Origin of the sequence: Rhodococcus sp. 14-2496-1d (assembly GCF_002259365.1) — a bacterium.
Lineage (GTDB): Bacteria > Actinomycetota > Actinomycetes > Mycobacteriales > Mycobacteriaceae > Rhodococcoides.
This window is the reverse complement of sequence record NZ_NPFV01000029.1, coordinates 316,914-342,334: the sequence shown is the minus strand read 5'-3', so window position 1 is coordinate 342,334 and position 25,421 is coordinate 316,914. Positions and strand designations below refer to the sequence as shown.

At 66.4% G+C, this 25,421-nt stretch carries 24 protein-coding genes; 23 read left to right on the top strand and 1 reads right to left on the bottom strand.

Annotation, left to right across the window (positions count from 1 at the left end; translation table 11 throughout):
- Positions 1 to 12: 12 nt before the first annotated feature.
- The 8 genes from alaS to aroB all read left to right on the top strand — a co-directional run bounded on the left by alaS (position 13) and on the right by aroB (position 9,010).
- Positions 13 to 2,682, top strand: a complete 2,670-nt coding sequence (gene alaS, locus CH296_RS22920) for an alanine--tRNA ligase (protein WP_094685797.1) — start codon at positions 13 to 15, stop codon at positions 2,680 to 2,682.
- Positions 2,683 to 2,687: 5 nt separating this feature from the next.
- Positions 2,688 to 3,218, top strand: coding sequence for a RuvX/YqgF family protein (ruvX, locus tag CH296_RS22915; protein ID WP_373453912.1), 531 nt, complete (start codon positions 2,688 to 2,690; stop codon positions 3,216 to 3,218).
- Positions 3,215 to 4,627 (top strand): endolytic transglycosylase MltG, encoded by a 1,413-nt coding sequence (mltG, locus tag CH296_RS22910; RefSeq protein ID WP_094685796.1) that lies wholly within the window; start codon positions 3,215 to 3,217, stop codon positions 4,625 to 4,627. Before ruvX ends, mltG begins: the two co-directional genes overlap by 4 nt.
- The gene (locus CH296_RS22905; RefSeq protein ID WP_373557297.1) at positions 4,602 to 5,441 is read left to right on the top strand and encodes a shikimate dehydrogenase; all 840 of its coding nucleotides are present in this window, start codon (positions 4,602 to 4,604) and stop codon (positions 5,439 to 5,441) included. Before mltG ends, CH296_RS22905 begins: the two co-directional genes overlap by 26 nt.
- 121 nt (positions 5,442 to 5,562) lie before the next feature.
- Positions 5,563 to 6,135: an A24 family peptidase gene (locus CH296_RS22900; RefSeq protein WP_256980547.1), complete on the top strand. Its 573-nt coding sequence runs from the start codon at positions 5,563 to 5,565 to the stop codon at positions 6,133 to 6,135.
- A 12-nt stretch (positions 6,136 to 6,147) separates the two neighbouring features.
- Entirely contained in the window at positions 6,148 to 7,335 is a 1,188-nt protein-coding gene (gene aroC / locus CH296_RS22895) for a chorismate synthase (RefSeq protein ID WP_032397981.1), read from the top strand.
- On the top strand, positions 7,332 to 7,883 hold the full coding sequence (locus tag CH296_RS22890; RefSeq protein ID WP_032397982.1) for a shikimate kinase: 552 nt from the start codon (positions 7,332 to 7,334) through the stop codon (positions 7,881 to 7,883). The genes aroC and CH296_RS22890 overlap by 4 nt, the downstream gene beginning before the upstream one ends.
- Positions 7,884 to 7,897: 14 nt before the next feature.
- Entirely contained in the window at positions 7,898 to 9,010 is a 1,113-nt protein-coding gene (aroB, locus tag CH296_RS22885) for a 3-dehydroquinate synthase (RefSeq protein WP_032397983.1), read from the top strand.
- A gap of 90 nt (positions 9,011 to 9,100) precedes the next feature.
- Here the strand turns inward: aroB and CH296_RS22880 are convergent, their stop codons facing one another.
- Complete coding sequence (locus CH296_RS22880) at positions 9,101 to 9,775, bottom strand: B-4DMT family transporter (protein WP_094657278.1); 675 nt, start codon at positions 9,773 to 9,775, stop codon at positions 9,101 to 9,103.
- Positions 9,776 to 9,881: 106 nt separating this feature from the next.
- Here CH296_RS22880 and CH296_RS22875 point away from each other — a divergent pair, with 106 nt between their 5' ends.
- The 15 genes from CH296_RS22875 to metK all read left to right on the top strand — a co-directional run bounded on the left by CH296_RS22875 (position 9,882) and on the right by metK (position 25,274).
- On the top strand, positions 9,882 to 10,985 hold the full coding sequence (locus CH296_RS22875; protein ID WP_094685943.1) for a Xaa-Pro peptidase family protein: 1,104 nt from the start codon (positions 9,882 to 9,884) through the stop codon (positions 10,983 to 10,985).
- A 77-nt stretch (positions 10,986 to 11,062) separates the two neighbouring features.
- Positions 11,063 to 11,626, top strand: coding sequence for an elongation factor P (gene efp, locus CH296_RS22870; RefSeq protein WP_027496978.1), 564 nt, complete (start codon positions 11,063 to 11,065; stop codon positions 11,624 to 11,626).
- A gap of 1 nt (position 11,627) precedes the next feature.
- Positions 11,628 to 12,182: a transcription antitermination factor NusB gene (gene nusB, locus CH296_RS22865; RefSeq protein ID WP_094641906.1), complete on the top strand. Its 555-nt coding sequence runs from the start codon at positions 11,628 to 11,630 to the stop codon at positions 12,180 to 12,182.
- A 139-nt stretch (positions 12,183 to 12,321) separates the two neighbouring features.
- Complete coding sequence (gene pyrR, locus CH296_RS22860; protein ID WP_032397985.1) at positions 12,322 to 12,909, top strand: bifunctional pyr operon transcriptional regulator/uracil phosphoribosyltransferase PyrR; 588 nt, start codon at positions 12,322 to 12,324, stop codon at positions 12,907 to 12,909.
- On the top strand, positions 12,906 to 13,958 hold the full coding sequence (locus CH296_RS22855; RefSeq protein WP_094685794.1) for an aspartate carbamoyltransferase catalytic subunit: 1,053 nt from the start codon (positions 12,906 to 12,908) through the stop codon (positions 13,956 to 13,958). The genes pyrR and CH296_RS22855 overlap by 4 nt, the downstream gene beginning before the upstream one ends.
- On the top strand, positions 13,955 to 15,271 hold the full coding sequence (locus tag CH296_RS22850; RefSeq protein WP_032397987.1) for a dihydroorotase: 1,317 nt from the start codon (positions 13,955 to 13,957) through the stop codon (positions 15,269 to 15,271). The genes CH296_RS22855 and CH296_RS22850 overlap by 4 nt, the downstream gene beginning before the upstream one ends.
- Before the next feature lie 4 nt (positions 15,272 to 15,275).
- The gene (locus CH296_RS22845) at positions 15,276 to 15,782 is read left to right on the top strand and encodes a hypothetical protein (RefSeq protein WP_045195300.1); all 507 of its coding nucleotides are present in this window, start codon (positions 15,276 to 15,278) and stop codon (positions 15,780 to 15,782) included.
- Positions 15,779 to 16,909 carry a glutamine-hydrolyzing carbamoyl-phosphate synthase small subunit gene (gene carA / locus CH296_RS22840; RefSeq protein ID WP_032397989.1) on the top strand — a complete coding sequence of 377 codons (1,131 nt, stop codon included), beginning with the start codon at positions 15,779 to 15,781 and terminating at the stop codon, positions 16,907 to 16,909. The genes CH296_RS22845 and carA overlap by 4 nt, the downstream gene beginning before the upstream one ends.
- On the top strand, positions 16,909 to 20,250 hold the full coding sequence (carB, locus tag CH296_RS22835; RefSeq protein WP_094647949.1) for a carbamoyl-phosphate synthase large subunit: 3,342 nt from the start codon (positions 16,909 to 16,911) through the stop codon (positions 20,248 to 20,250). Before carA ends, carB begins: the two co-directional genes overlap by 1 nt.
- Complete coding sequence (gene pyrF, locus CH296_RS22830) at positions 20,247 to 21,077, top strand: orotidine-5'-phosphate decarboxylase (RefSeq protein ID WP_094685793.1); 831 nt, start codon at positions 20,247 to 20,249, stop codon at positions 21,075 to 21,077. Before carB ends, pyrF begins: the two co-directional genes overlap by 4 nt.
- 210 nt (positions 21,078 to 21,287) lie before the next feature.
- On the top strand, positions 21,288 to 21,608 hold the full coding sequence (gene mihF, locus CH296_RS22825) for an integration host factor, actinobacterial type (RefSeq protein WP_045199768.1): 321 nt from the start codon (positions 21,288 to 21,290) through the stop codon (positions 21,606 to 21,608).
- A 5-nt stretch (positions 21,609 to 21,613) separates the two neighbouring features.
- Positions 21,614 to 22,225, top strand: coding sequence for a guanylate kinase (gene gmk / locus CH296_RS22820; protein ID WP_094685792.1), 612 nt, complete (start codon positions 21,614 to 21,616; stop codon positions 22,223 to 22,225).
- A 72-nt stretch (positions 22,226 to 22,297) separates the two neighbouring features.
- Complete coding sequence (rpoZ, locus tag CH296_RS22815; RefSeq protein WP_032377808.1) at positions 22,298 to 22,603, top strand: DNA-directed RNA polymerase subunit omega; 306 nt, start codon at positions 22,298 to 22,300, stop codon at positions 22,601 to 22,603.
- A 23-nt stretch (positions 22,604 to 22,626) separates the two neighbouring features.
- On the top strand, positions 22,627 to 23,877 hold the full coding sequence (gene coaBC / locus CH296_RS22810; RefSeq protein WP_094638045.1) for a bifunctional phosphopantothenoylcysteine decarboxylase/phosphopantothenate--cysteine ligase CoaBC: 1,251 nt from the start codon (positions 22,627 to 22,629) through the stop codon (positions 23,875 to 23,877).
- Between the two features lie 182 nt (positions 23,878 to 24,059).
- The gene (gene metK, locus CH296_RS22805) at positions 24,060 to 25,274 is read left to right on the top strand and encodes a methionine adenosyltransferase (RefSeq protein ID WP_032397994.1); all 1,215 of its coding nucleotides are present in this window, start codon (positions 24,060 to 24,062) and stop codon (positions 25,272 to 25,274) included.
- Positions 25,275 to 25,421: the final 147 nt, after the last annotated feature.

Here is a 25,421-nt window from a genome sequence, read left to right as displayed (position 1 = left end):
TAACCTGTATCAGTGCAGACCCATGAGATCCGCAGGCGTTTCCTCGACCATTTCGTGAAGGCGGGACACACCGAAGTACCCAGTGCGTCGTTGATCCTCGACGACCCGAATCTGCTGTTCGTCAATGCGGGCATGGTCCCCTTCGTCCCGTTCTTCCTCGGTCAGCAGACGCCGCCGTACAAGACGGCGACGAGCGTTCAGAAGTGCGTGCGCACCCTCGACATCGAGAACGTCGGTATCACCACCCGCCACAACACGTTCTTCCAGATGGCAGGCAACTTCTCGTTCGGCGACTACTTCAAGCGCGACGCCATTCGGCATGCCTGGTCGCTGTTGACCGACAGTGTCGAGGACGGCGGGTACGGGTTCGACCCCGAGCGGATCTGGGCCACTGCGTATCTCGACGACGACGAGGCCATCGAGCTCTGGAAGGAGATCGCAGGCCTGCCCGACGAACGAATTCAACGTCGCGGAATGGCCGACAACTACTGGTCCATGGGCATTCCCGGGCCCTGTGGCCCGTGCTCGGAGATCTACTACGACCGCGGACCCGAGTTCGGTGCCGAGGGTGGTCCCGAGGCCGACGAGGACCGGTACATCGAGATCTGGAACCTCGTGTTCATGCAGAACGAACGCGGCAAGGGGATCAGCAAGGACGATTTCGAAATTCTCGGTCCGCTGCCTAAGCAGAACATCGACACCGGCATGGGCGTCGAGCGCGTCGCATTCCTACTGCAGGGCGTGGACAACGTCTACGAGACCGACCTCGTCCGACCGGTCATCGCCAAGGCCGAGGAGCTCTCGGGACGCGCCTACGGTGCGAATCACGAGGACGACGTCCGCTTCCGCGTCATCGCCGATCACGCGCGCACCGCCGCGCTGCTCATCTCGGACGGCGTCAACCCCGGCAACGACGGCCGCGGCTACGTGCTGCGTCGGTTGCTGCGCCGCATCGTGCGATCGGCACGGCTGCTCGGAGCACCCGACGAGACGATGGCGCAGTTCATCACCGTCGTGCGCGACACGATGGCCGAGTCCTACCCGAACCTCGTCACCGACTTCGATCGAATTCTCACCGTCGCTGTGGGGGAGGAGACCGCGTTTCTCAAGACCCTCACCTCGGGTTCACGGCTGTTCGAGGGTGCCGCCGAGGCAGTCAAGGCGTCGGGTGCGAAGAAGATCGGCGGCGCAGAAGCGTTCGCACTGCACGACACCTACGGGTTCCCGATCGATCTGACGCTCGAAATGGCCGCCGAGGCGGGGTTGTCCGTCGACGAGGACGGATTCCGGTCGCTGATGTCCGAGCAGCGCAACCGGGCCAAGGACGACGCTCGCGCCCGTAAGCACGCACACGCCGACCTGACGGTCTACAAGGACTTCGTCGACGGTTCGCCGACCGAGTTCACCGGATTCGACGAACTCGGTTCCGACGCAACGGTGTTGGCCCTGATCTCCAACGGCGTCCGGGTTCCGACCGCGGTTGCGGGAGAGCGGATCGAGATCATTCTCGACCGCAGCCCTCTCTACGCCGAGTCCGGTGGCCAGATCGCCGACATCGGCACCATCACCGCGCCCGGGCTCTCGGTCAAGGTCGACGACGTGCAGAAGATCGCCAAGAAGCTCTGGACCCACAAGTCCGTGGTCGAGTCGGGGCAGATCACCGAGGGCGACACCGTCCACGTCGACGTCGATCACGCCTGGCGCAAGGGTGCGACGCAGGGCCACTCCGGTACCCACATGGTGCACGCGGCCCTGCGACAGGTCCTCGGTCCGAACGCGACGCAGGCGGGTTCGTTGAACAAGCCCGGCTACCTTCGATTCGATTTCTCGTGGCAGGGCGCGCTCTCGGAGGCGCAGCGCGACGACATCGAGAACGTCGCCAACGACGCGGTTGGCTCGGACTTCGCGGTCAACACCCTGGTCACCGACCTCGACAGCGCCAAGAAGATGGGCGCGATGGCCCTGTTCGGCGAGAACTACGGCGACGAAGTGCGGGTGGTCGAGATCGGTGGACCGTTCTCGATGGAACTGTGCGGTGGTACGCACGTGCAGCACTCGTCGCAGATCGGACCGGTCACCATTCTCGGTGAATCGTCCGTCGGCTCCGGAGTGCGCCGAGTCGAAGCATTCGTCGGCCTCGACTCCTACCGCTACCTCGCCAAGGAACGCGCGCTGCTGGCCGGCATCGCCTCCTCGCTGAAGGTTCCGTCCGAGGAGGTCCCGGCGCGCATCGAGACCTTGGTCGAGCGACTGCGGGTGGCGGAGAAGGAACTCGACGCCGTCAAGGCCGCCGCTGTGCTGGCCTCGGCAGGTGAGTTCGTCGGCAAGGCCGAGCGATTCGGTGACGTGCGAGCGGTGGTTGCCCGAGCACCGGAGGGTGTCGGCGGTAACGATCTGCGCACCCTGGTGAGCGACATTCGAGGACGACTGGGCACCGATCCGGCCGTGGTGGTGCTGTTCGGCACCGTCAGCGGCAAGGTCCCGTTCGTGGTCTCGGCCAACAAGGCAGCTCAGGATGCAGGCGTCGCGGCAGGCGATCTGGTGGCGGCCTTCGGTCCGAGCATCGGTGGCCGAGGCGGCGGCAAGCCCGAGTTGGCCCAGGGATCGGGATCGGACGTCGCCGGAATCGACGCCGGTATCGACGCCGCTCGGGCTCGACTGACCGAACTCACGACCCACTGACGATCGTGGTGACTCAGGGGCGTGGCCCCGATCGGCCCGGTGCCGACGATCCCGGACGTGGCCGTCGTATCGGCATCGACGTCGGCAGCGTCCGCATCGGCATCGCCGCGAGCGATCCGGACGGTGTGCTGGCCACGCCGGTCGAGACCGTGCCGCGCTCGAAGATCAAGGGTCCCGACGCGCCGGACGTGGTGCGAGTGGCGGAGATCGTCGCCGAGTACGAGGCAGTCGAGATCGTGATCGGGCTTCCGCGGACGCTGCGCGGAGAACGCGGCAGCGCCGTCGAGGCAGCCGAGAGATTCGGCCGTTCCCTGTACCGGCGGTTGGGTGATGTTCCGATTCGGATGGCCGACGAGCGACTGACTACCGTGAGCGCATCGCGTGCGTTACGGGACAGTGGAGTGCGAGCCAAGAACCAACGATCGGTGATCGATCAGGCTGCGGCGGTGGCGATACTGCAGGGGTGGCTCGACGAGCGCCGCGCCGTATCGGATCGTGCAGCGACGAATTCAGGATCGACGGAGGTCGACGAGTGAACTACCAAGGGCCCGATCGGGACCGCCGAGACCCGCGCGCGGACGAGGCGCACACCGACCCGATCGGCTATTCGGTGGACGAGGGCAGCGAGTTCCACCGCAGCCTGCACGGCCATCCGCAGCGGCAGGAGCCGCACCCACGGGCCTCTCGTCACGGCGATCGCGAGCCCGATCGCGAGGCCGAGCGCCCAGCGGTGCCCCAGGAGGTCGGACGCAGCCGTGCTGCGAGCCGCAAGGACCGAGCCGCGTCCAGCCGCAAGCGTCGCGGCCGCTTGGTGGCTGCGGTGCTCGGGCTCGTGTTGATCGTGGCAGTGGCAGGCGGAGGGTATTTCGCGGTGAACAAGTTCGGCAATCGCACGACACCGAACGCGGACTTCGCCGCAGGCTCACCGGGGGACGGCGTGGTGATTCAGGTTCATCCGAACGACACCGCGCAACAGATCGGTACCCAGGCAGCGGACAAAGGTGTCGTGGCCAGCTCGGGTGCGTTCCTCGAAGCAGCGCTGTCGAACAACGCCATCACCTCGGTTCAACCCGGCTTCTATCTGCTCGCCAGCAACGTGCCTGCCTCGCAGGCCGTCTCCGAACTGGTCGACCCCGCGTCCCGAGTGGGCAACATGGTGATCTCCGAGGGCCGCCAGTTGCACGACGCTCGCGACGTGAACACCGGTGCGGTCAAGAAGGGCATCTACACCCTGATCTCCGAGGCCAGCTGCGTGGACCGAACCGGCAGTGGAACCCCGACCTGCGTGAGCTACGACGACCTCAACGCGGCCGGAGCTGTGGACGACCCGGCTGCCCTGGGCGTGCCCGACTGGGCCACCGATCGCGTCGAAGGAGTCCCGGACCGCGATCGGCAGCTCGAGGGCCTGATCGCCGCGGGAACCTGGGACTTCGATCCCAGCGCGTCACCGACCGACATCCTCGAGCAGTTGGTGTCCGAGAGTGCCACCCGCTACGAGGACACCGGAATTCTCACCGCGGGCGCCAACTCCGGGCTGACTCCGTACGACACCCTCGTCGCCGCGTCGCTCGTCGAGCGTGAGTCCCTGCCCCAGGACTTCAGCAAAGTGGCCCGGGTGATTCTCAATCGCCTCGCCGTACCGCAGAAGCTCGAGTTCGACTCGACGGTCAACTACTCGCTCGACACCACCGAGGTGGCCACCACCGACGCCGACCGCGCCCGCGTCACCCCGTGGAACACCTATGCCAGCGAAGGGCTACCGGCAACCCCGATCTCCTCGCCGAGTATCGGTGCGGTGCAGGCGGTCGAGATGCCCGCCGACGGTGACTGGTTGTACTTCGTGACCATCAACCAGGCGGGCGAAACCCTGTTCACCCGCAGCTACGAGGAACACCTGGCCAACATCACCAAGGTCGAGGGTGGCTTCCTCGACAGCGGCCGCTGACGTGCGCGCCGCGGTGCTGGGTAGCCCCGTCGAACACTCGAAGTCGCCGGTGCTGCACTGCGCTGCGTACCGCGCGCTCGGCCTCACCGACTGGACCTACGAGCGCATCGACTGCACCGGTGAGCAGTTGCCCGGCCTGCTCGACGGTTTCGGCCCCGAATGGGTCGGCGTGTCGGTCACCATGCCGGGCAAGGTTGCTGCTCTGGAGTACGCGACCGAACGCACCGCGCGGGCAGTTCTGGCCGGCTCGGCGAACACCCTGGTGCGGACCGCGTCGGGCTGGCGCGCCGACTGCACGGACGTCGACGGAATCGTGGGTGCACTGCGCGACGCCGGAGTCGCGGACCTGTCCGGTAGCACCGTGACGGTGGTCGGTGCCGGGGGAACGTCGAGGCCGGCGATCGTGGCGCTGGCCGGGCTCGGAGCGGCTACGGTCACCGTGGTCGCGCGGTCGGCCGAGCGCGCCCGGGACACACTGGACTGCGCCGTCGCCGCGGGAATGCGCGCGGAGTTCGTGAACATGACAGACCCTCGTCTCGCCACTTTCGCAGCGGCCTCGGCGGTACTGGTGAGCACCGTTCCGGCGGCCGGAGCGGCCGACATCGCGTCGGATCTCGCCCATGCGCCGCTGGTACTCGACGCCATCTACGATCCCTGGCCGACGCCCCTGGCCGCTGCCGTGGAGGCGGCCGGTGGAACCGTCATCAGCGGATTGTCGATGCTGCTCAATCAGGCGTACGGGCAGGTGGAGCAATTCACCGGCAAGCCGGCACCACGAGCGATCATGCGGGACGCGCTGGCCACCGTGCGGTGAGCTTCGTCCGCCGATAGTCCACGGGCCGCGAGTTGTCCACAGGCCGTGAGTTGTACACAGGGCAATCTGCCACCTGGGCTTTCGTCACAGCCGGCCGCCACCGCGATGCAACCCTTCGATCATGACGGGTCTGTGTGTCGCGGTCGTGGTCGGCGCCGCCGCGGGGATGACGATGCGCCGCTGCCTGGTCCGATGGAATCCTCGGCTCCTGCCGCTGCTGTCTGCGATCGGGACCGGATGGGTCTGGTGGCGGTTCGGCGGCTCCGAGTACGCGTTCTCGTTGTGCATAACGATGTGGTGGTTCGCCGCCCTCAGCGCCGTCGACCTGCAGCAGCGCCGGTTGCCGAACGTCCTGACCGTCCCCGGAGCGATCGTGGTGACGATCGCGCTCGTCGTCACCGGCTCGGCGAGCGCAGTGCTCGGCGGCGCTCTGCTGTTCACGATCTACCTGGTCGTTCACCTTCTCGCGCCGGCGGCGTTCGGAGCGGGGGACGTCAAACTCGCCTGGTCGGTGGGATCGATCGCATGCGTGGGCGGCGAGGAAGGATGGGCGATCGCCGCACTGTCGGCACCGGTGGTAACTGCCGTGGTGGGGTCGGTCGTCGCGGCGTTCGGGCACGGGCGCGCGCGCATCGCGCACGGGCCGTCCATGTGCGCGGCCACCCTGCTGGCATCCGCGGCGTCCCTGGCGTGAAAAGATGTTCGAGTGCTGCGCTGGATAACTGCCGGAGAATCCCACGGACCCGCTCTCGTCGCCATCCTCGAAGGAATGGTCGCGGGAGTAGAGGTGACCTCGGACGACATTGCCTCTCAACTCGCGCGCCGTCGCCTCGGCTACGGCCGTGGTGCCCGCATGAAGTTCGAGGCCGACAAAGTGACCCTCACCGGCGGTGTTCGACACGGACGCACCATGGGCGGGCCGGTTGCGATCGAGGTCGGCAACACCGAGTGGCCCAAATGGGAGCAGGTGATGTCGGCCGACCCCGTCGACGACGCAGTGCTCGCGGATCTTGCGCGCAACTCTCCGTTGACCCGGCCGCGGCCCGGTCATGCCGACTTCTCCGGAATGCTCAAGTACGGATTCGACGACGCTCGTCCGGTGCTCGAACGCGCCAGTGCTCGTGAGACCGCCGCCCGGGTCGCCATCGGCACTGTCGCCCGTCTGTTCCTGAAGCAGGCGTTCGGCGTCGACGTCGTGTCCCATGTGATCTCCATCGGTGCGTCCGACCCCTACGTTGGACCGCCGCCCGCAGGTGCCGACCTCGACGCGATCGACGCCTCCCCGGTTCGCGCCTTCGACAAGGCCGCCGAGGAGTCGATGATCGCCGAGATCGAAGCCGCGAAGAAGGACGGCGACACCCTCGGCGGCGTCGTCGAGGTCGTCGTGCACGGCCTACCCGTCGGCCTCGGATCGTTCGTCTCCGGAGAACGCAAACTCGACGCCCGACTGGCCGCAGCACTGATGGGCATCCAGGCCATCAAGGGGGTCGAGATCGGGGACGGCTTCGAGACCGCACGTCGACGCGGAAGCGTCGCCCACGACGAGATCAAGCCCGGGCCCGACGGTGTCTTGCGCTCGACCAACCGCGCAGGCGGCATCGAGGGCGGTATGACCAACGGTGAGGCACTGCGAGTGCGGGCGGCGATGAAGCCCATCTCGACGGTTCCGCGTGCGCTGGCAACGGTCGACATGACGACCGGTGACGAGGCAGTGGCCATTCATCAGCGCTCGGACGTCTGCGCTGTTCCGGCTGCAGGCGTCGTCGCGGAGACCATGGTCGCCCTGGTGGTCGCGCAGGCAGCGTTGGAGAAGTTCGGTGGGGACTCGCTGGCGGAGACGACGAGCAACGTCGACCACTACGTGAAGGGCACCGCCGCCCGACCTCCACGATGACCCCGTACGCGGTCCTCGTCGGACCGCCGGGAGCAGGTAAGTCGACGATCGGTCGACGGCTGGCACAGGCGCTGGACCTGGACCTGTTCGACACCGACGTGGCCATCGAGCGAGACACCGGTCGCACGATCGCCGACATCTTCTCGCACGACGGCGAACCGGCGTTTCGGCAGATCGAGGAGCGGATAGTCGCCGGTGCTCTGGCCTCGCACGACGGGATCGTCTCCCTCGGCGGTGGTGCCGTGCTCTCGCCCGCGACCCGCGCCCTACTGTCCGGGCACACCGTGGTGTACCTGGAGATCAGTGTGGCCGAGGGGCTTCGGCGAACCGGTGCGAACACGGTTCGGCCGCTGCTCGCCGGCCCCGACCCGCGTGCGAAGTACCAGCAACTGATGCGTCATCGGCGACCTCTCTATCGTTCGGTGGCCACGGTGCGAGTGCGCACCGACAGTCGCAGCCCCGCTCGGGTCGTGGGCCAGTTGGTGGCGAAGCTGACGGCGATCGCCCCTGTTCCCGGGCGCGATGCGAACGAGAGAAACCCCCAGTAGATGAAGGTGATTCGATGACAGAGCCCGTGCGCGTCCAGGTCGAGACAGCCAACCCGTACCCGGTGATCATCGGCCGAGGTCTGTTGACGGACCTCGTCGACGAGCTCGCCGGAACGGCCACCGTGGCGATCTTCCACCAACCTCCGCTGGCCGAGACCGCGGAGGCTGTGCGAGCTGCGTTGGCGGACAAGGGAATCGACGCTCACCGCATCGAGATCCCGGATGCCGAGGACGGCAAGGATCTGGCGGTGGCGGGGTTCTGCTGGGAGGTTCTCGGTCGAATCGGTCTCACCCGCAGCGACGCCATCGTCAGTCTGGGCGGCGGCGCGGCAACGGACCTGGCCGGCTTCGTTGCCGCGACCTGGATGCGCGGAGTCCGTATCGTCCACGTGCCGACGACGCTGCTGGCAATGGTCGACGCGGCCGTGGGCGGCAAGACCGGCATCAACACCGATGCGGGCAAGAACCTCGTCGGCTCGTTCCACGAACCGGCCGCCGTGTTGATCGATCTGGCGACGCTCGAGACCGTGCCGAAGAACGAGATCGTCTCGGGCCTGGCCGAGGTGATCAAGACCGGGTTCATCGCCGATCCGAAGATCCTGGACATCATCGAGGCGGATCCTGCCGCAGCGCTGGATCCGACCGGCGACGTGCTGCCGGAGCTGATCAGGCGCTCGGTCGAGGTCAAGGCGAAGGTCGTGGCGGCGGATCTGCGCGAGTCGAACCTGCGCGAGATTCTGAACTACGGGCACACGCTCGCGCACGCCATCGAGCGGCGGGAGCAGTACCGATGGCGCCACGGTGCCGCCGTGTCGGTCGGTCTGGTGTTCGCGGCCGAGCTCGGACGCCTGGCCGGACGCCTGGACGACGCGACTGCCGACCGCCACCGTTCGATTCTCGAATCGGTGGGCTTGCCGGTCACGTACGACGAGCACGCGTTCTCGGATCTGCTCAAGGGCATGCAGACGGACAAGAAGAACCGGGCCGGGCTGTTGCGGTTCGTGGTTCTGGACGGTCTCGCCAAGCCCGGACGGCTCGAGGGGCCGGACCCGGCACTGCTCGTCGCCGCATTCTCCGCGGTCGGTCGCGAGGCCCCGGCCGCAGGTGGGTCGGCCATTCTGTTGTGACCTCGTGAGAGGCGACTCGGGTACGGACGAAGAACGGGCGGTGATCGACGCGAAAGCGTCGATCACCGCCCGTCGGTCGATGTGGGGGAGTCAGGAACCGTCGGCGCTGCCGTGACGTCCACGCTTGTCCAGACGCGGCTTGCCGTCTGCGTCCACCGCCGAGAACACCTCGGTGTCGGCTTCGCCGTGCTCGGAGGCCCACTGAGTTTCGGACCGCTGAGTTTCGGACCGCGCGGGTTCGGACTGCGTTGCCTCGCCCTGTCTCGACCGATTCTCCTGACCGGCGTTGACCAGCTGGCGGTCGTGCGCGCGTTCGGCGTCCGACGTGGCCAGTTTCTTCTTGGCCTCGCGGTTGACGATCTGCCTTCCCGCGAACACCGCGATGCTCGCGGCGATGAAGATGGTGAGAATGGTGAACGCGGCTCCGGACGTCAACTCGAAGACCAGACCGTTCTGCCCCAGGCTGAAGTCGACGAAGAAGTCGACTATCCAGCTCAGGAGACCTCCGAGGAGCCCGCCGACCACTGCGGCTTTGATCCAGACCATGGTCAGGTCCTCGCCGTCGTCGGGGTCGGGGTGCCTGCGTCGGTCGCGGATTCCGTCGATGCCGGCCCACACGATGATGACGAGCAGCACGAGGGCGTAGGCCACCCAGCGCAGTGCCGATCCGCTCAGCGGCCACATCGACACTGCCGCCCCCAGCAGCAGTCGAACGACGACGTTGACCAATCCCATACTTATGCCACGCACTGCCCACCCAGTCATGCGGCACAGCATATCCGCACGTCGAACTTTGTGTGTCGGGGCCCACAAGTTCGATGACCCGGTCGAGTCGAACGGAGCGTGTGCCACGCCCGGTAATGTCGAAACCATGCCTGCCGATTTCGGTGCCCGTCGTGGTGCCCTACGAGAACTGTTGGCCGCCGACGGACTCGATTCGATGTTGATCACCGATCTCCTCAACGTCCGATACCTGACCGGATTCACCGGCTCGAATGCCGCGTTGCTGGTCTCGGCGGCCGATTCGGCCGGCGACGAGGATCGGACGGTGATCTGCACCGACGGTCGGTACGTCACTCAGGTGGCCGAACAGGTCCCGGATCTGCGCGCCGAGATCGACCGGGCGTCGGCGGTGCATCTGCTTGGATCGTCGGTCGCGGGCAACACCGGTCGCGTGGGCTTCGAGAGCCACGTGGTGACAGTGGATGCACACCGAGCGTGGTCGGAGCTCGACGGTGCCGTGGAGTTGGTGCGCGCACCGGGTGTCGTGGAGTCGTTGCGCATGGTCAAGGACGAGTTCGAGGTGGGATTGCTCAGGGACGCCTGCCGCGCCGCCGACGACGCGCTGGCCGACCTGATCGGTGGGGGCGGGATCCGTGCAGGCCGGACCGAGCGTGAGGTCGCCCGCGAGCTGGAGTCGTCGATGCTCGATCACGGTGCCGATGCTGTGTCGTTCGAGACCATCGTCGCTGCCGGAGCCAATTCGGCGGTCCCGCATCACCGGCCGACCGATGCGGTGCTGGCCGACGGAGACTTCGTCAAGCTCGACTTCGGTGCACTCGTCGGCGGCTACCACTCGGACATGACTCGCACCTTCGTCATCGGGACTCCCGCGCAGTGGCAGCGCGATCTGTACGAGCTGGTGCAGCGGTCGCAGACAGCCGGTCGAGACGCTCTGGCTCCAGGGGTGACCACCGCCTCGGTCGACGCCGCGTCGCGCTCGGTGATCGAGGATGCGGGGTACGGGGAGTACTTCCTGCACGGGCTCGGCCACGGCGTCGGTCTGGAAATCCACGAAGCGCCGGGAATCGCGAAGACGAGCACCGGTACACTGCTGAGCGGTGCAGCGGTCACCGTCGAGCCGGGTGTCTACTTCTCCGGTCGCGGCGGCGTTCGGATCGAGGACACACTCGTCGTTCGCGACGGGGGTCCGGAACTGCTCACCCTGACAAGCAAGGAACTCACGTCCGTCTAGCGCGCGGGCTGGAGCGAATCCAAGCACGTGACCGACGGCGCGTCACGCGCACAAACGATTGAGGAGACGCGAAGCAAGTGGCTTCCACCAGCGATTTCAAGAACGGACTGGTTCTCAACTTGGAGAACCAGCTGTGGTCGATCATCGAATTCCAGCACGTCAAGCCGGGTAAGGGGCCCGCATTCGTGCGGACCAAGCTCAAGAACGTGCTCTCGGGCAAGGTCGTCGACAAGACGTTCAACGCCGGTGTGAAGGTCGAGACCGCAACGGTCGACCGTCGCGACATGACGTACCTCTACCACGACGGTAGCGACTACGTGTTCATGGACGCCGACACCTACGACCAGCTCTCGATCGGTGAGGCAACCGTCGGTGACGGCGCACGCTTCCTGCTCGAGAACCTGCGCGTGCAGGTCGCCATGCACGAGGGCGTTCCGCTGTACGTCGAGCTTCCCGTCACCGTCGAGCTCGAGGTCAAGCACACCGACCCCGGCCTGCAGGGTGATCGCTCCACCGGTGGCACCAAGCCGGCAACCCTCGAGACCGGAGCCGAGATCTCGGTGCCGCTGTTCATCAACACCGGCGACAAGCTCAAGGTCGACTCGCGTGACGGAAACTACCTCGGGCGTGTGAACTCCTAACGTGTCATCGAAGAAGTCGACCTCCTCCGCCTCGCAGAACGGTGCCCCCGGTGCGAAGAAGCTGGGTGCGCGCCACAAGGCCCGCAAGCGCGCGGTGGACTTTCTGTTCGAGGCGGAGGCGCGCAACGTCGATCCGGTGAACCTCACCACCGAGCGAATCGAACTCGCACGCGGCGACGACACCATCGCTCCCGTCAGCGACTACACCTCGACCCTGGTCGAGGGCGTCGCCGAGAATCTCGATCGCCTCGACGGCGTGATCGCCGATCACCTCAAGGACTGGACGCTCACCCGTCTGCCCGCAGTGGACAGGGCCATCCTGCGCGTCGCGGTGTGGGAGTTGTTCCACGCCACCGATGTTCCACCGGTCGTGGCCGTCGACGAAGCCGTCGAGCTGGCCAAGCAGTTGTCCACCGACGATTCGCCCGGCTTCGTCAACGGCGTACTGGGTCAGATCGTCCTCGTCGCGCCGCAGGTACGCGCCGCGGCCGCGGCGGTCTCGAGCCGTACACAGTCCGACGCGTCCGGTGAGGCATCGGTCGACGCCGAGCAGTGATCGACCGGTCGACGCCCGTGTGACCGAACGCTCTGCGAGCCTGCTGGTCGTGGTTCGCAGAGCGTTGCTAGGCTCTACGCAGTTGTTGTCAGACATCCTTTAACGATCCGTCCAGAGAGGCGGAGAAGGAGGTCGTAGTTTGCCTGCGCCCGAAAGCTCGTCCGCGAACCCCGCCGTTCGCGAATTGCTGTCCTCGGCCGATGTGGGGCGCACCATCTCCCGCATGGCCCACCAGATCATCGAGAAGACGGCCCTCGACGCCGCCGACTCGCCGCGCGTGGTGCTCCTCGGCATTCCCACCCGCGGGACCACGTTGGCGGAACGTCTCGCCGAACGTATCGAGGCATTCTCCGGAGTACGCCCCCCGCTGGGTTCTCTCGACATCACCCTCTACCGCGACGATCTGCGAAACAAGCCGCACCGTCCGCTCGAACGTACGTCGGTGCCCGCAGGCGGTGTCGACGACGCACTCGTGGTGCTTGTCGACGACGTGCTGTTCTCCGGCCGAACCGTGCGATCTGCGCTCGACGCCCTCCGTGACCTCGGCCGCCCCCGCGCCGTGCAGCTCGCAGTCCTGATCGACCGCGGCCACCGCGAGCTTCCGCTTCGGGCGGACTACGTCGGCAAGAACGTCCCCACAGCGCGCACCGAGGACGTGTCGGTGTTGCTCTCCGAACACGACGGCCGCGACGGGGTCAGCCTGTCCGAGGGAGGATCCGCTCGATGAAGCATCTGCTCTCGGTCGCCGACCTGACGGCCGAATCGGCCACCGAACTCCTCGACGAAGCCGAACGATTCGAGCAGGCGCTTCTCGGCCGCGAAGTCAAGAAACTCCCGACATTGCGCGGACGCACCATCATGACGGTGTTCTTCGAGAACTCGACACGTACCCGCGTCTCGTTCGAGGTCGCAGGCAAGTGGATGAGCGCCGACGTCATCAACGTCAGCGCCAGCAGCTCGTCGGTGTCGAAGGGGGAGTCGCTCCGCGACACCGCGATGACGCTGCGCGCCGCCGGAGCCGATGCACTGATCGTCAGGCACCCGGCATCCGGTGCCGCACATCAGATCGCCCAATGGACCGCCGATCAGGGCACCGGCAGCACCACCGATGGTCGTTCCGCAGGCTCCACTCCCGGCCTCGTCGGTCGTTCCGCAGGCTCCACTCCTGGCCTCGTCGGTCGTTCCGCAGGCTCCACTCCTGGAGGTGGCCCCGCGGTGATCAATGCAGGCGACGGCACGCACGAACACCCCACCCAGGCTCTGCTCGACGCCTTGACGGTGCGCCAACGACTCGGCGACATCGCCGGCCGTCGGATCGCGATCGTCGGCGACATCCTGCACAGCCGGGTGGCGCGCTCGAATGCGATCCTGCTGGCCACGCTCGGTGCCGAGGTGGTGCTGATCGCACCACCGACCCTGCTGCCCGTCGGAGTGACCGGCTGGCCGGTGCGGGTCTCGCACGACATCGACGCCGAACTTCCCGGACTGGATGCGGTGCTGATGCTCAGAGTGCAGGCCGAGCGGATGAACGGCGGATTCTTCCCCTCCGCTCGTGAGTACTCGATCACGTACGGGCTCTCGCAGCGCAGGCTCGACCTGCTGCCCGAGCATGCCGTCGTACTGCACCCCGGTCCGATGCTGCGCGGTATGGAGATCGCGTCCTCGGTGGCCGACTCTCCGAAAACTGCAGTCCTGCAACAGGTTACGAATGGAGTTCACGTGCGGATGGCGGTGCTGTTCCGATTGCTGGTCGGTTCGGACGGGGGTGCGTCGTGACCGCACCTGCGACCTCCGTTCTGCTGCGCGGCGTGCTGCTGTACGGCGAGGGCCCCGAGACCGACGTCCTGATCGCCGGTGAGGAGATCGCGGGGATCGGCTCTGACCTCGACGCCGACGGAGCCGAGGTCGTCGACGCCCGCGGCCAGATTTTGCTGCCGGGATTCGTCGACATGCACACGCACCTGCGCGAGCCCGGCCGCGAGGACACCGAAACGATCGAATCCGGTTCGGCCGCAGCAGCTCTGGGCGGCTACACCGCGGTGTTCGCGATGGCGAACACCGACCCGGTCGCCGACTCGGTGGTGGTGACCGACCACGTATGGCGTCGGGGGCAGGAAGTCGGTCTCGTCGACGTCCACCCCGTCGGAGCGATCACCGTCGGATTGAAGGGCAAGCAGCTCGCCGAGATGGCCACGATGGCCGCGGGAATCGGCCGGGTGAAGATGTTCTCCGACGACGGCCACTGCGTCGACGATCCACTGATCATGCGTCGGGCGCTGGAGTACTCGAGTTCCCTCGGTGTGCTCATCGCTCAGCACGCCGAGGAACCCCGGCTCACCGTCGGTGCCGTCGCACACGAGGGCCCGACGGCGGCGCGCCTCGGACTGGCCGGTTGGCCGCGTGCGGCCGAGGAATCGATCGTCGCTCGCGACGCCCTGCTGGCTCGTGACGCAGGTGCGCGGGTGCACATCTGTCACGCATCCACTGCAGGCACCGTCGAGTTGATGAAATGGGCACGCGGACAGGGTATTTCGATCACCGCCGAGGTCACCCCGCATCACCTGCTGCTCGACGATTCGCGGCTCGAGACGTACGACGCGATCAACAAGGTGAACCCACCACTGCGCGAGAAGTCCGACGTCGACGCCCTGCGCAAGGGCTTGGCCGACGGTGTGATCGATTGTGTGGCAACCGATCACGCGCCGCATGCCGAGCAGGACAAGTGCTGTGAGTTCTCGATCGCCCGTCCCGGAATGCTCGGGCTCGAAACCGCACTGTCCATCGTCGTCGACACGATGGTGACCCCGGGACTGCTCGATTGGCGCGGCGTGGCGCGGGTGATGAGCGAGCGTCCCGCCCAGATCGTCGGATTGGCCGATCAGGGACGGCCCATCGAGGTCGGCGAGATCGCCAACCTCACGCTGGTCGACCCGAAAGCGAGCTGGACGGTCTCCGGCAAGAAGCTGGCCAGCGTCGCACACAACACGCCGTTCGAGGACATGAGCTTCTCCTCGAAGGTGACCACGACGGTGCTGCGCGGGCGAATCACCGTCCGCGACGGAGCCGTGGCGAACAGAGCGGGAGAGTAGAGCCGTGGACAGAGTTCTCATCGTCATCGGATTCATCCTGTTCTGGGCACTGATGATCGCGCTGATCTTCTGGGGTTGGCGAGGACGGCAGAAGCGCCAGGAAGAGCGAATCGGTGACTTCCCGGCCGTGCCGGACGATCTGGGAGCAACCCTCGTCGAGCCGAGCACCGGCCTGTACGTCGGCAGCACCATCGCTCCGAGCTGGCAGGACCGCATCGCCGTCGGCGACATCGGCCACCGCGCCACCGGTGAACTGTCCCGACACGAGAAGGGCATCCTGCTCGACCGAGACGGTGAATCTCCCATCTGGATCCCGGCGGAATCGATCCGCGCGATCCGTACCGAACGCGGGTTGGCAGGCAAGGTCATGACCAAGGACGGGCTCCTGGTCATTCGCTGGGAGCTGCCGACGGGGACCGAGATAGACACCGGCTTCCGGGCCGACGACAAGCAGATCTACCCGGTGTGGACAGCGAGTTCCACCGGAGAAACCAAGGAGGAAACCGCGTGAGCAGCGCAGTTCTTGTTCTGGAGGACGGCCGGACATTCCGCGGCACCACATTCGGCGCACAGGGGCGCACCCTCGGCGAGGCCGTGTTCTGCACCGGAATGACCGGGTACCAGGAGACTCTCACCGACCCGAGCTATCACCGACAGATCGTCGTCGCGACCGCGCCGCAGATCGGTAACACCGGCTGGAACCAAGAGGACGGCGAAGCTGCAAGCGCGCAGGATCCCAACAAGATCTGGGTCGCCGGCTACGTCGTCCGAGATCCGGCACGCCGCACCTCGAGTTGGCGCTCCACCGGAACGCTGCAGGACCAGCTCGAGGCGCAGAACGTCGTCGGCATCGCCGGAATCGACACGCGCGCCCTGGTCCGGCACCTGCGCACCCGCGGGTCCATGCGTGCCGGAGTATTCTCGGGCGACGCCCTCGGCACCTCCGACGAGATGCTCGCGCAGGTGGTCGGTCAGCCGTCGATGCTCGGTGCCGACCTCGCCGGTGAAGTGACCACCGGAGCCGGCTACACCATCGAGCCGACCGGGGATGCTCGATTCACCGTCGTCGCAGTCGATCTCGGTATCAAGACCAACACCCCGCGGATGTTCGCCGAGCGCGGTATCCGCGTGCACGTGGTGCCGTCGAACACCACCATCGAGCAGGTTCTGGAACTGAACCCCGACGGCGTCTTCCTGTCGAACGGACCGGGCGACCCGGCCACGGCCGACACCAGCGTTGCACTGACCAGGCAAGTGCTCGAGCGTGAGCTGCCGCTGTTCGGTATCTGCTTCGGAAACCAGATCTTCGGGCGCGCACTCGGCCGTGGCACCTACAAGATGAAGTTCGGCCACCGCGGTATGAACATCCCGGTCATCGAGCACACCACCGGCCGCATCGCGATCACCGCGCAGAACCACGGATTCGCACTCGAAGGCGAAGCGGGCGAGGAGTTCGACACCGACTTCGGCCGAGCCCGGATCAGTCACACCTGCGCCAACGACGGCACCGTCGAGGGCGTCGAGCTGATCGGCGGTAGCGCCTTCTCCGTGCAGTACCACCCCGAGGCCGCGGCCGGTCCACACGACGCCGCCTACCTCTTCGACCGTTTCACCAGCGTCCTTCAGGAGAAGAAGTAATGCCACGCCGCACAGACCTGAACCACGTCCTGGTCATCGGATCCGGCCCGATCGTCATCGGTCAGGCCTGCGAGTTCGACTACTCCGGCACCCAGGCCTGCCGAGTGCTGCGCGAGGAAGGACTGCGGGTCAGCCTCGTCAACTCCAACCCCGCGACGATCATGACCGACCCCGAGTTCGCCGACGCCACCTACGTCGAGCCGATCACGGCGGAGTTCATCGAGAAGATCTTCGCCCGCGAAGCCGAGCAGGGTCACCCCATTCAGGCAGTGCTCGCCACTCTGGGTGGACAGACGGCGCTCAATGCCGCTGTTGCGCTGCACGATCAGGGCATTCTCACCAAGTACGGCGTCGAGCTGATCGGTGCCGACTTCGACGCCATCCAGCGCGGCGAGGATCGGCAGAAGTTCAAGGACATCGTGGCCAAGGTCGGTGGCGAGTCCGCCAAGTCGGCCGTCTGCTACACGATGGACGAGGTCCGCGAGACCGTCGCCGAGCTCGGCTTCCCGGTGGTCGTACGTCCGTCGTTCACGATGGGCGGTCTCGGTTCGGGGTTGGCGTACAACGACGAGGACCTGACCCGGATCGCCGGCGGCGGACTTGCGGCCTCGCCCACGGCGAACGTCCTCATCGAGGAGTCCATCCTCGGCTGGAAGGAATACGAGCTCGAGCTGATGCGCGACGGCCGCGACAACGTGGTCATCGTGTGTTCCATCGAGAACGTGGACCCCGTCGGCGTGCACACCGGCGACTCGGTGACCGTCGCCCCGGCCATGACGCTGACCGACCGCGAATACCAGAAGATGCGCGACCTCTCCATCGACATCCTGCGCGAGGTGGGCGTCGACACCGGCGGCTGCAACATCCAGTTCGCGATGGACCCAGCGGACGGTCGCCTCGTCGTCATCGAGATGAACCCGCGTGTGTCACGCTCGTCGGCGCTGGCGTCCAAGGCAACCGGTTACCCGATCGCGAAGATGGCGGCCAAGCTGGCCATCGGCTACACCCTCGACGAGATCGTCAACGACATCACCCGCGAGACCCCGGCCTGCTTCGAGCCGACCCTGGACTACGTGGTCGTCAAGGCACCGCGGTTCGCGTTCGAGAAGTTTCCCGGTGCCGACGGCACGCTGACCACGACGATGAAGTCCGTCGGCGAGGCGATGTCGATCGGCCGCAACTTCACCGAGGCCTTCGGCAAGGTGATGCGCTCGCTCGAAACCAAGCGCGCAGGCTACTGGACCGGCCCCGAGGTCGAGGCAGAGAGCCTGGAGGCGTTGCTCGAGGACCTGTCCGTTCCTCAGGACGGTCGGATGTACGGGATCGAGAAGGCCTTCGCAATGGGTGCCACCCTCGAGCAGCTGTTCGAGGCGACCAAGATCGACCCGTGGTTCCTCGACCAGTTTCAACAGATCCACGAACTCGGCGTTCAGGTTCGCGAGGCGGCCGAATTCGACGAGGCGCTGCTGCGCCAGGCGAAGTATCACGGTCTGTCCGACCGCCAGATCGCGGCTCTGCGCCCCGAACTCGACGGTGAGGACGGTGTGCGGGCGCTCCGTACCGAGCTCGGTGTGCATCCGGTCTACAAGACGGTCGACACCTGCGCCGCCGAGTTCGAGGCCAAGACGCCGTACCACTACGGCACCTACGAGCTCGACCCCGAAGCCGAATCCGAGGTCGCCCCGCAGCCGGACCGCCCCAAGGTGCTCATCCTCGGCTCGGGTCCCAACCGCATCGGCCAGGGCATCGAATTCGACTACAGCTGTGTGCACGCGGCGCAGACCCTGTCCGAGGCCGGTTACGAGACGGTGATGGTCAACTGCAACCCCGAAACCGTCTCCACCGACTACGACACCGCGGACCGCCTGTACTTCGAGCCACTGACCTTCGAGGACGTCCTCGAGGTGTACCGGGCCGAGGCGGCGTCGGGCACGGTGCGGGGCGTCATCGTCCAGCTCGGCGGGCAGACCCCGCTCGGACTCGCCAAGCGACTGAAGGCCGCAGGCGTCCCGATCGTCGGAACATCGCCCGAGGCCATCGACCTCGCCGAGGATCGTGGCGAATTCGGCAAGGTGCTCGACGCAGCCGGACTGCCGGCAGCGAAGTACGGCACCGCGACGACGTTCGACGGAGCCCGTGAGATCGCCGCAGGAATCGGGTACCCGGTCCTGGTGCGTCCGTCCTACGTTCTCGGCGGACGCGGCATGGAGATCGTGTACGACGAGGCCTCGCTCGCGACGTACATCTCCAACGCGACGGAGATCTCGGACGACCGGCCGGTGCTGGTCGACCGGTTCCTCGAAGACGCGGTCGAAATCGACGTCGACGCACTGTGCGACGGCACCGAGGTCTACATCGGCGGCATCATGGAGCACATCGAGGAGGCCGGTATCCACTCCGGCGACTCGGCGTGCGCGTTGCCGCCGATCACACTCGGCAAGACCGACATCGAGAACGTCCGGCGGTCCACCGAGGCTCTCGCGAAGGGCATCGGCGTGCGCGGCCTGCTCAACGTGCAGTACGCACTCAAGGACGACATCCTGTACGTTCTCGAGGCCAACCCGCGTGCGAGCCGTACGGTTCCGTTCGTCTCCAAGGCGACTGCGGTACAGCTCGCGAAGGCCTGCGCCCGAGTGATGCTGGGGGAGACCATCGCCGAGCTGCGGACCGCAGGCATCCTGCCCGAGACCGGAGACGGTGGCACCGTACCGGCCGGCGCCCCGATCGCGGTTAAGGAAGCGGTGTTGCCGTTCAACCGGTTCCGTCGTGCGGACGGAACCGGAGTGGACACTCTGCTCAGCCCGGAGATGAAGTCCACCGGTGAGGTGATGGGAATCGACTTCGATTTCGGTACCGCCTTCGCCAAGAGTCAGACCGCCGCCTACGGCTCGTTGCCTGCGGGCGGCGCGGTGTTCGTGTCGGTGGCCAACAAGGACAAGCGATCACTGATCTTCCCGGTGAAGCGACTCGCGGATCTGGGCTTCACGATTCTGGCGACCGAAGGCACTGCAGATGTGTTGCGGCGCAACGGAATCAAGTGTGAGCAGGTGTACAAGCAGTCCGGCGAGGACGTGCCGGAGGGGGAGCGGACCATCGTCGACCGGATACTCGCAGGTGACATCGCCATGGTGATCAACACCCCGTACGGCAACTCGGGCCCCCGCGTCGACGGGTACGAGATCCGTAGCGCCGCAGTGGCGCAGAACATTCCGTGCATCACCACGGTGCAGGGCGCGTCGGCAGCCGTGCAGGGCATCGAAGCCGGTATCGCCGGCGGAATCGGTGTTCGCTCGTTGCAGGATCTGCATGCGGGTCTGAAGCAGGGGCTGGGAGTGGAATGACGCACGATCGGAGTTGGTCGGATCGTCTGCGTTCGGCAGTCGCGGCGCGCGGTCGACTGTGTGTCGGTATCGATCCGCATCCGGCTCTGCTCGAGGCATGGGACCTACCACGCTCGGCGGACGGTCTCGAGGTGTTCGCCGAGCTGTGTGTCGAAGCGTTCGTCGGTGAGGTGGCGATCGTCAAGCCTCAGGTGGCGTTCTTCGAGGCCTATGGATCGGCCGGGTACGCGGTGCTCGAACGCACTGTCAGTGTGCTCAGGGACGCGGGCACCCTGGTGATCGCCGATGCGAAGCGCGGCGACATCGGCACCACGATGGATGCGTACGCGCAGGCCTGGCTCGAACCCGATTCGCCGTTGTCCTCCGATGCCGTCACGGTCTCGCCGTACCTGGGCTTCGATTCGCTGGGGGAGACCGTCGATCGAGCGGTGCTATACCGGCGCGGGCTGTTCGTGCTGGCCCGCACCTCGAATGCGGAGGGCTCGGCCCTGCAGCAGGCCACGACGTCGAACGGTGGGTCGGTGGCTCAGTCGATCGTCGACGCCGCAGCCGCGCGCAATCGCGTCGATGCCGACACGGTGGGGATAGTCGTCGGTGCCACTCGTGATCACGGTCTCGACCTGTCGAACTACACCGGTCCGATTCTCGCGCCTGGTCTGGGAGCGCAGGGAGCAACGGTTGCCGATCTCGCGGAGATCTTCCGCGATTCGCGTGAGCTGTTGCTGCCCAACTCCTCTCGCGGTGTCCTGGCCGCTGGCCCGTCGGTGACGGCCTTGCGTGATGCGGCGACACGATTGCGCGACGAGATCGAAGCCGGTCTCGCATAGTCGATGCTGCGGCGCATCGGCGCTCGGGGGCGAGTTAGCGGTTCACGCGGGTCGTCGGTACGGTCGCTAACGCTGCCGACGAACAGTGCTGATCGCCAGTGCGCAGCGCTGATGACCGCGATCGGTGGCAGTGGAAGACCGATGGTCGACGTGCCGACAGCGATCGTGTGCGTCGTATCGCCCAGAAACGAGAAGACGGAGGAACCGACAGTGGCCCTTCCCCAGTTGACCCCCGAGCAGCGCGCCGCTGCCCTCGAGAAGGCTGCGATCGCCCGGAAAGCGCGCGCCGAACTCAAGGAGCGCCTCAAGCGCGGCGGCACCGACCTCAAGCAGGTGCTCGAAGACGCCGAGACGGACGAGATCCTCGGAAAGATGAAGGTCTCCGCGCTGCTCGAGGCCCTGCCGAAGGTGGGCAAGGTCAAGGCCGCGGAGTTGATGACGGAATTGGAGATCGCGCCAACCCGTCGACTGCGCGGTCTCGGTGATCGGCAGCGCAAGGCGCTGTTGACGAAGTTCGATTTCGAGGCCTGACGACGGTGAGTGACACTGCGGCGACATCGGTCCCGGAGAACGAGCGCGGCCGGTTGGTGGTGCTGTCCGGCCCCTCCGGCGTCGGCAAGTCCAGTGTCGTTCGGCTCGTGCGTGCGGCGCTGCCCGAGCTGGTCTTCAGCGTGTCGGTCACGACGCGATCGCCGCGGCCGGGCGAGGTGGACGGGCAGGATTACCACTTCGTCTCCGCCGGCGAGTTCGATCGAATGATCGCCGACGACGAGCTGCTCGAGTGGGCGAGCATTCACGGTGGTCTGCAGCGGTCGGGAACTCCGGCCGCACCCGTCGAGGCCGCGCTGGAGGCGGGCAGCCCGGTGCTGCTCGAGCTCGATCTGGCCGGTGCGCGTGCCGTGCGGGTGTCCAAGCCCGAGGCCTTGTTGGTGTTCATGGCGCCACCGACATGGGACGACCTGGTCTCCCGACTGGTCGGGCGCGCGACCGAGGAGAGCGCGGCCACCGAGCGGAGGTTGGAGACCGCACGGGTGGAATTGGCCGCACAGGACGAGTTCGACACCGTGGTCGTCAATACCGATGTCGACCATTCGTGCGAACAGTTGGTATCCTTGTTGGTCGGTAGGTCGTCGGTCGGCAACAGCTGACCAGTTTCACGGCGCACGAGGCCCCGACCAGCTAGTTCGTAGCACCAACGATGCAATTTCAGGAGATCATCAGTGAGCAGCATTTCAGCGGCCGTTTCCGACTTCGACGGACGCAGCGCTCTGCCGGCCTACGACACGCCGCTCGGCATCACCAATCCACCCATCGACGAGCTGCTCGCCCGCACCTCGTCCAAGTACGCCCTCGTGATCTACGCAGCCAAGCGTGCACGTCAGATCAACGACTACTACAACCAGCTCGGTGACGGCATCCTCGAGTACGTCGGACCTCTCGTCGAGCCGGGTCTGCAGGAGAAGCCGCTGTCGATCGCTCTCCGCGAGATCCACGCGGATCTGCTCGAGCACACCGAAGGCGAATAAGAACCTCACAGAGGACATCTGACTTGCGCGTTGTCGTCGGAGTCGGCGGAGGTATCGCCGCCTACAAGAGTTGTTCGCTCATTCGCAGCTTCACCGAGAGCGGACACGAGGTACGGGTGATCCCGACCGCGTCCGCTCTGGAGTTCGTCGGGCGTGCGACGTTCGAGGCGCTGTCCGGCCAACCGGTGCACACCGGAGTCTTCGCGGACGTGCCGGAGGTCCCGCACGTGCGCCTGGGTCAGGAGGCGGACCTCGTCGTCGTGGCCCCCGCCACCGCAGATCTGATGGCGCGCATCGCCGGGGGACGCGCCGACGATCTTCTGACGGCCACCCTGCTCACCGCGCGGTGCCCGGTGGTCCTGGCTCCCGCGATGCACACGGAGATGTGGGAGCACCCGGCCACGGTCGCCAACGTCGCGACGCTTCGTTCGCGCGGTACACACGTGATCGAACCTGCGTCTGGTCGTCTGACCGGACGTGACACCGGGTCGGGTCGGCTGCCGGAGCCGGACGAGATCTTCGCACTGTCGATGCTCGTGACCGAGCGAGCGGATGCGCTTCCTCGTGACCTCGAAGGACGGCATGTTCTGGTGTCTGCCGGCGGCACTCGTGAGCCTCTCGATCCGGTCCGTTTTCTGGGCAATCGAAGCTCGGGCAAGCAGGGATATGCACTGGCCCGCGTGGCAGCGCAACGCGGAGCCCAGGTGACGTTGGTCGCCGGGTACACCAGCGACCTCGACGATCCGGCCGCGGTCGACGTGGTGCACGTCAAGACGGCGTCGGACATGCAGGATGCGGTTCGTAAACTCGCCGTCGGTGTCGATGCAGTGGTGATGGCGGCCGCGGTCGCCGACTTCCGCCCGGAGTCCATCGCGGGCAGCAAGATCAAGAAGGGGGCGAACGAGCCGTCGTCGATCCCGTTGGTCCGCAACGACGACATACTCGCAGGCCTCGTCTCGGCTCGCCGCGACGGTGAGCTCGAATCGTCCACTGTCATCGTCGGATTCGCGGCGGAGACCGGTGACGCGGACGGAGACGTACTGACGTACGCGCGGGCCAAGCTCGAACGCAAGGGCTGCGACCTGCTCGTGGTCAACGCTGTCGGTGACGGTAAGGCCTTCGAGGTCGACCACAACGACGGATGGTTGCTCGGTTCCGACGGTTCCGAGGATGCGCTCGGCGAGGGCTCCAAAGCGCTTCTCGCGAGCCGCGTACTGGATTCTGTGGCGCAGATGCTCGACGCACGTAGTCCCCGAACGAGGTCGACACAGTGACGACGGTGAGGGTGCACGAGCGATGTCGCACCGGCTGCCGTGCTGAGCACCACGTGTGAGGCCGTAGAGGTTTGCCTGGCTCCGGCAGGGGCGATAACACCGAGGGAACGTCAAATTTTCATGGAGTGCCCGACCGGCGCGCGGCGTCGGGTCGGACAGGAACATGCGTCGAGAGGAAGTCCGTGAGCAAGTCCGGTAGTCGGCTTTTCACCAGCGAGTCCGTCACAGAGGGTCATCCCGACAAGATCTGTGACGCCATCAGCGATTCGATTCTCGATGCTCTGTTGACGGAGGATCCGCGTGCTCGGGTGGCCGTGGAGACCCTCGTCACCACCGGCCAGGTCCACGTTGCGGGTGAGGTCAATACCACCGCTTACGCCGACATCCCCAAGATCGTGCGCGAGAAGGTGCTCGAGATCGGGTACGACTCGTCGGCCAAGGGATTCGACGGAAATTCGTGCGGTGTGAACGTCGCGATCGGCGCGCAGTCTCCCGAGATCGCGCAGGGCGTCGATCATTCGCACGAGGCCCGAGTCGAAGGACTGTCCGACGACGAGATCGACCGTCAGGGCGCGGGGGATCAGGGGTTGATGTTCGGCTACGCCAACACCGACACTCCCGAATTGATGCCGTTGCCGATCGCGTTGGCGCACCGTCTTTCTCGGCGGCTGACCGAGGTCCGCAAGAGTGGGGTTCTGCCCTACCTGCGTCCGGACGGCAAGACACAGGTGACGATCGAATACGACGGTGACAACGCCGTTCGCCTCGACACCGTGGTGATCTCGACTCAGCACGCGGCCGACATCGATCTCGACAACCTGCTCACCCCCGATATCAGGGAGAAGGTACTGGGGTCGGTACTCGCCGAGTTGGACGTGCCGACGCTGGACACGTCCGATGTACGTCTGTTGGTCAATCCCACCGGAAAGTTCGTGCTCGGTGGTCCGATGGGTGACGCCGGGCTGACCGGTCGCAAGATCATCGTCGACACCTACGGCGGCATGGCACGGCACGGCGGCGGCGCATTCTCCGGCAAGGACCCGTCCAAGGTCGACCGCAGCGCTGCATACGCGATGCGTTGGGTCGCGAAGAACGCTGTCGCGGCTGGGCTCGCCGATCGCATCGAGGTCCAGGTGGCGTACGCCATCGGCAAGGCCGCGCCGGTCGGGTTGTTCGTCGAGACGTTCGGCACCGAGAAGACCGATCCCGCGCGCATTCAGGCGGCGATCAGCGAGGTGTTCGACTTGCGCCCCGGTGCCATCATTCGCGATCTGGATCTGCTGCGACCGATTTACGCGCCCACTGCGGCGTACGGGCACTTCGGCCGCACCGACATCGATCTCCCGTGGGAGTCCACCGATCGCGCAGGCAAGCTCCGCGAGGCTGCCGGACTCTGAGTTCGGCGTCGACCGTTCGGCACGTACCCTGCTCGCACCGGCTCGGTGCTCCGTCATCGAGTGTGGGGTGAGAATCGAGGAGGAGGTGCGGTGGCGGGCGTAGCGCGGGTGGCGGCGTCGGATCTCCCGATCGCGCGCATTCTCCCG

Excerpts from the sequence above, each read along its gene's own strand:
- CH296_RS22890 (WP_032397982.1), top strand. The coding sequence starts at position 7,332 with ATGACCCCGTACGCGGTCCTCGTCGGACCGCCGGGAGCAGGTAAGTCG.
- carB (WP_094647949.1), top strand. The coding sequence starts at position 16,909 with ATGCCACGCCGCACAGACCTGAACCACGTCCTGGTCATCGGATCCGGC.
- CH296_RS22855 (WP_094685794.1), top strand. The coding sequence starts at position 12,906 with ATGAAGCATCTGCTCTCGGTCGCCGACCTGACGGCCGAATCGGCCACC.
- CH296_RS22880 (WP_094657278.1), bottom strand. The coding sequence starts at position 9,775 with ATGACTGGGTGGGCAGTGCGTGGCATAAGTATGGGATTGGTCAACGTC.
- CH296_RS22900 (WP_256980547.1), top strand. The coding sequence starts at position 5,563 with ATGACGGGTCTGTGTGTCGCGGTCGTGGTCGGCGCCGCCGCGGGGATG.
- pyrF (WP_094685793.1), top strand. The coding sequence starts at position 20,247 with ATGACGCACGATCGGAGTTGGTCGGATCGTCTGCGTTCGGCAGTCGCG.
- CH296_RS22875 (WP_094685943.1), top strand. The coding sequence starts at position 9,882 with ATGCCTGCCGATTTCGGTGCCCGTCGTGGTGCCCTACGAGAACTGTTG.
- aroB (WP_032397983.1), top strand. The coding sequence starts at position 7,898 with ATGACAGAGCCCGTGCGCGTCCAGGTCGAGACAGCCAACCCGTACCCG.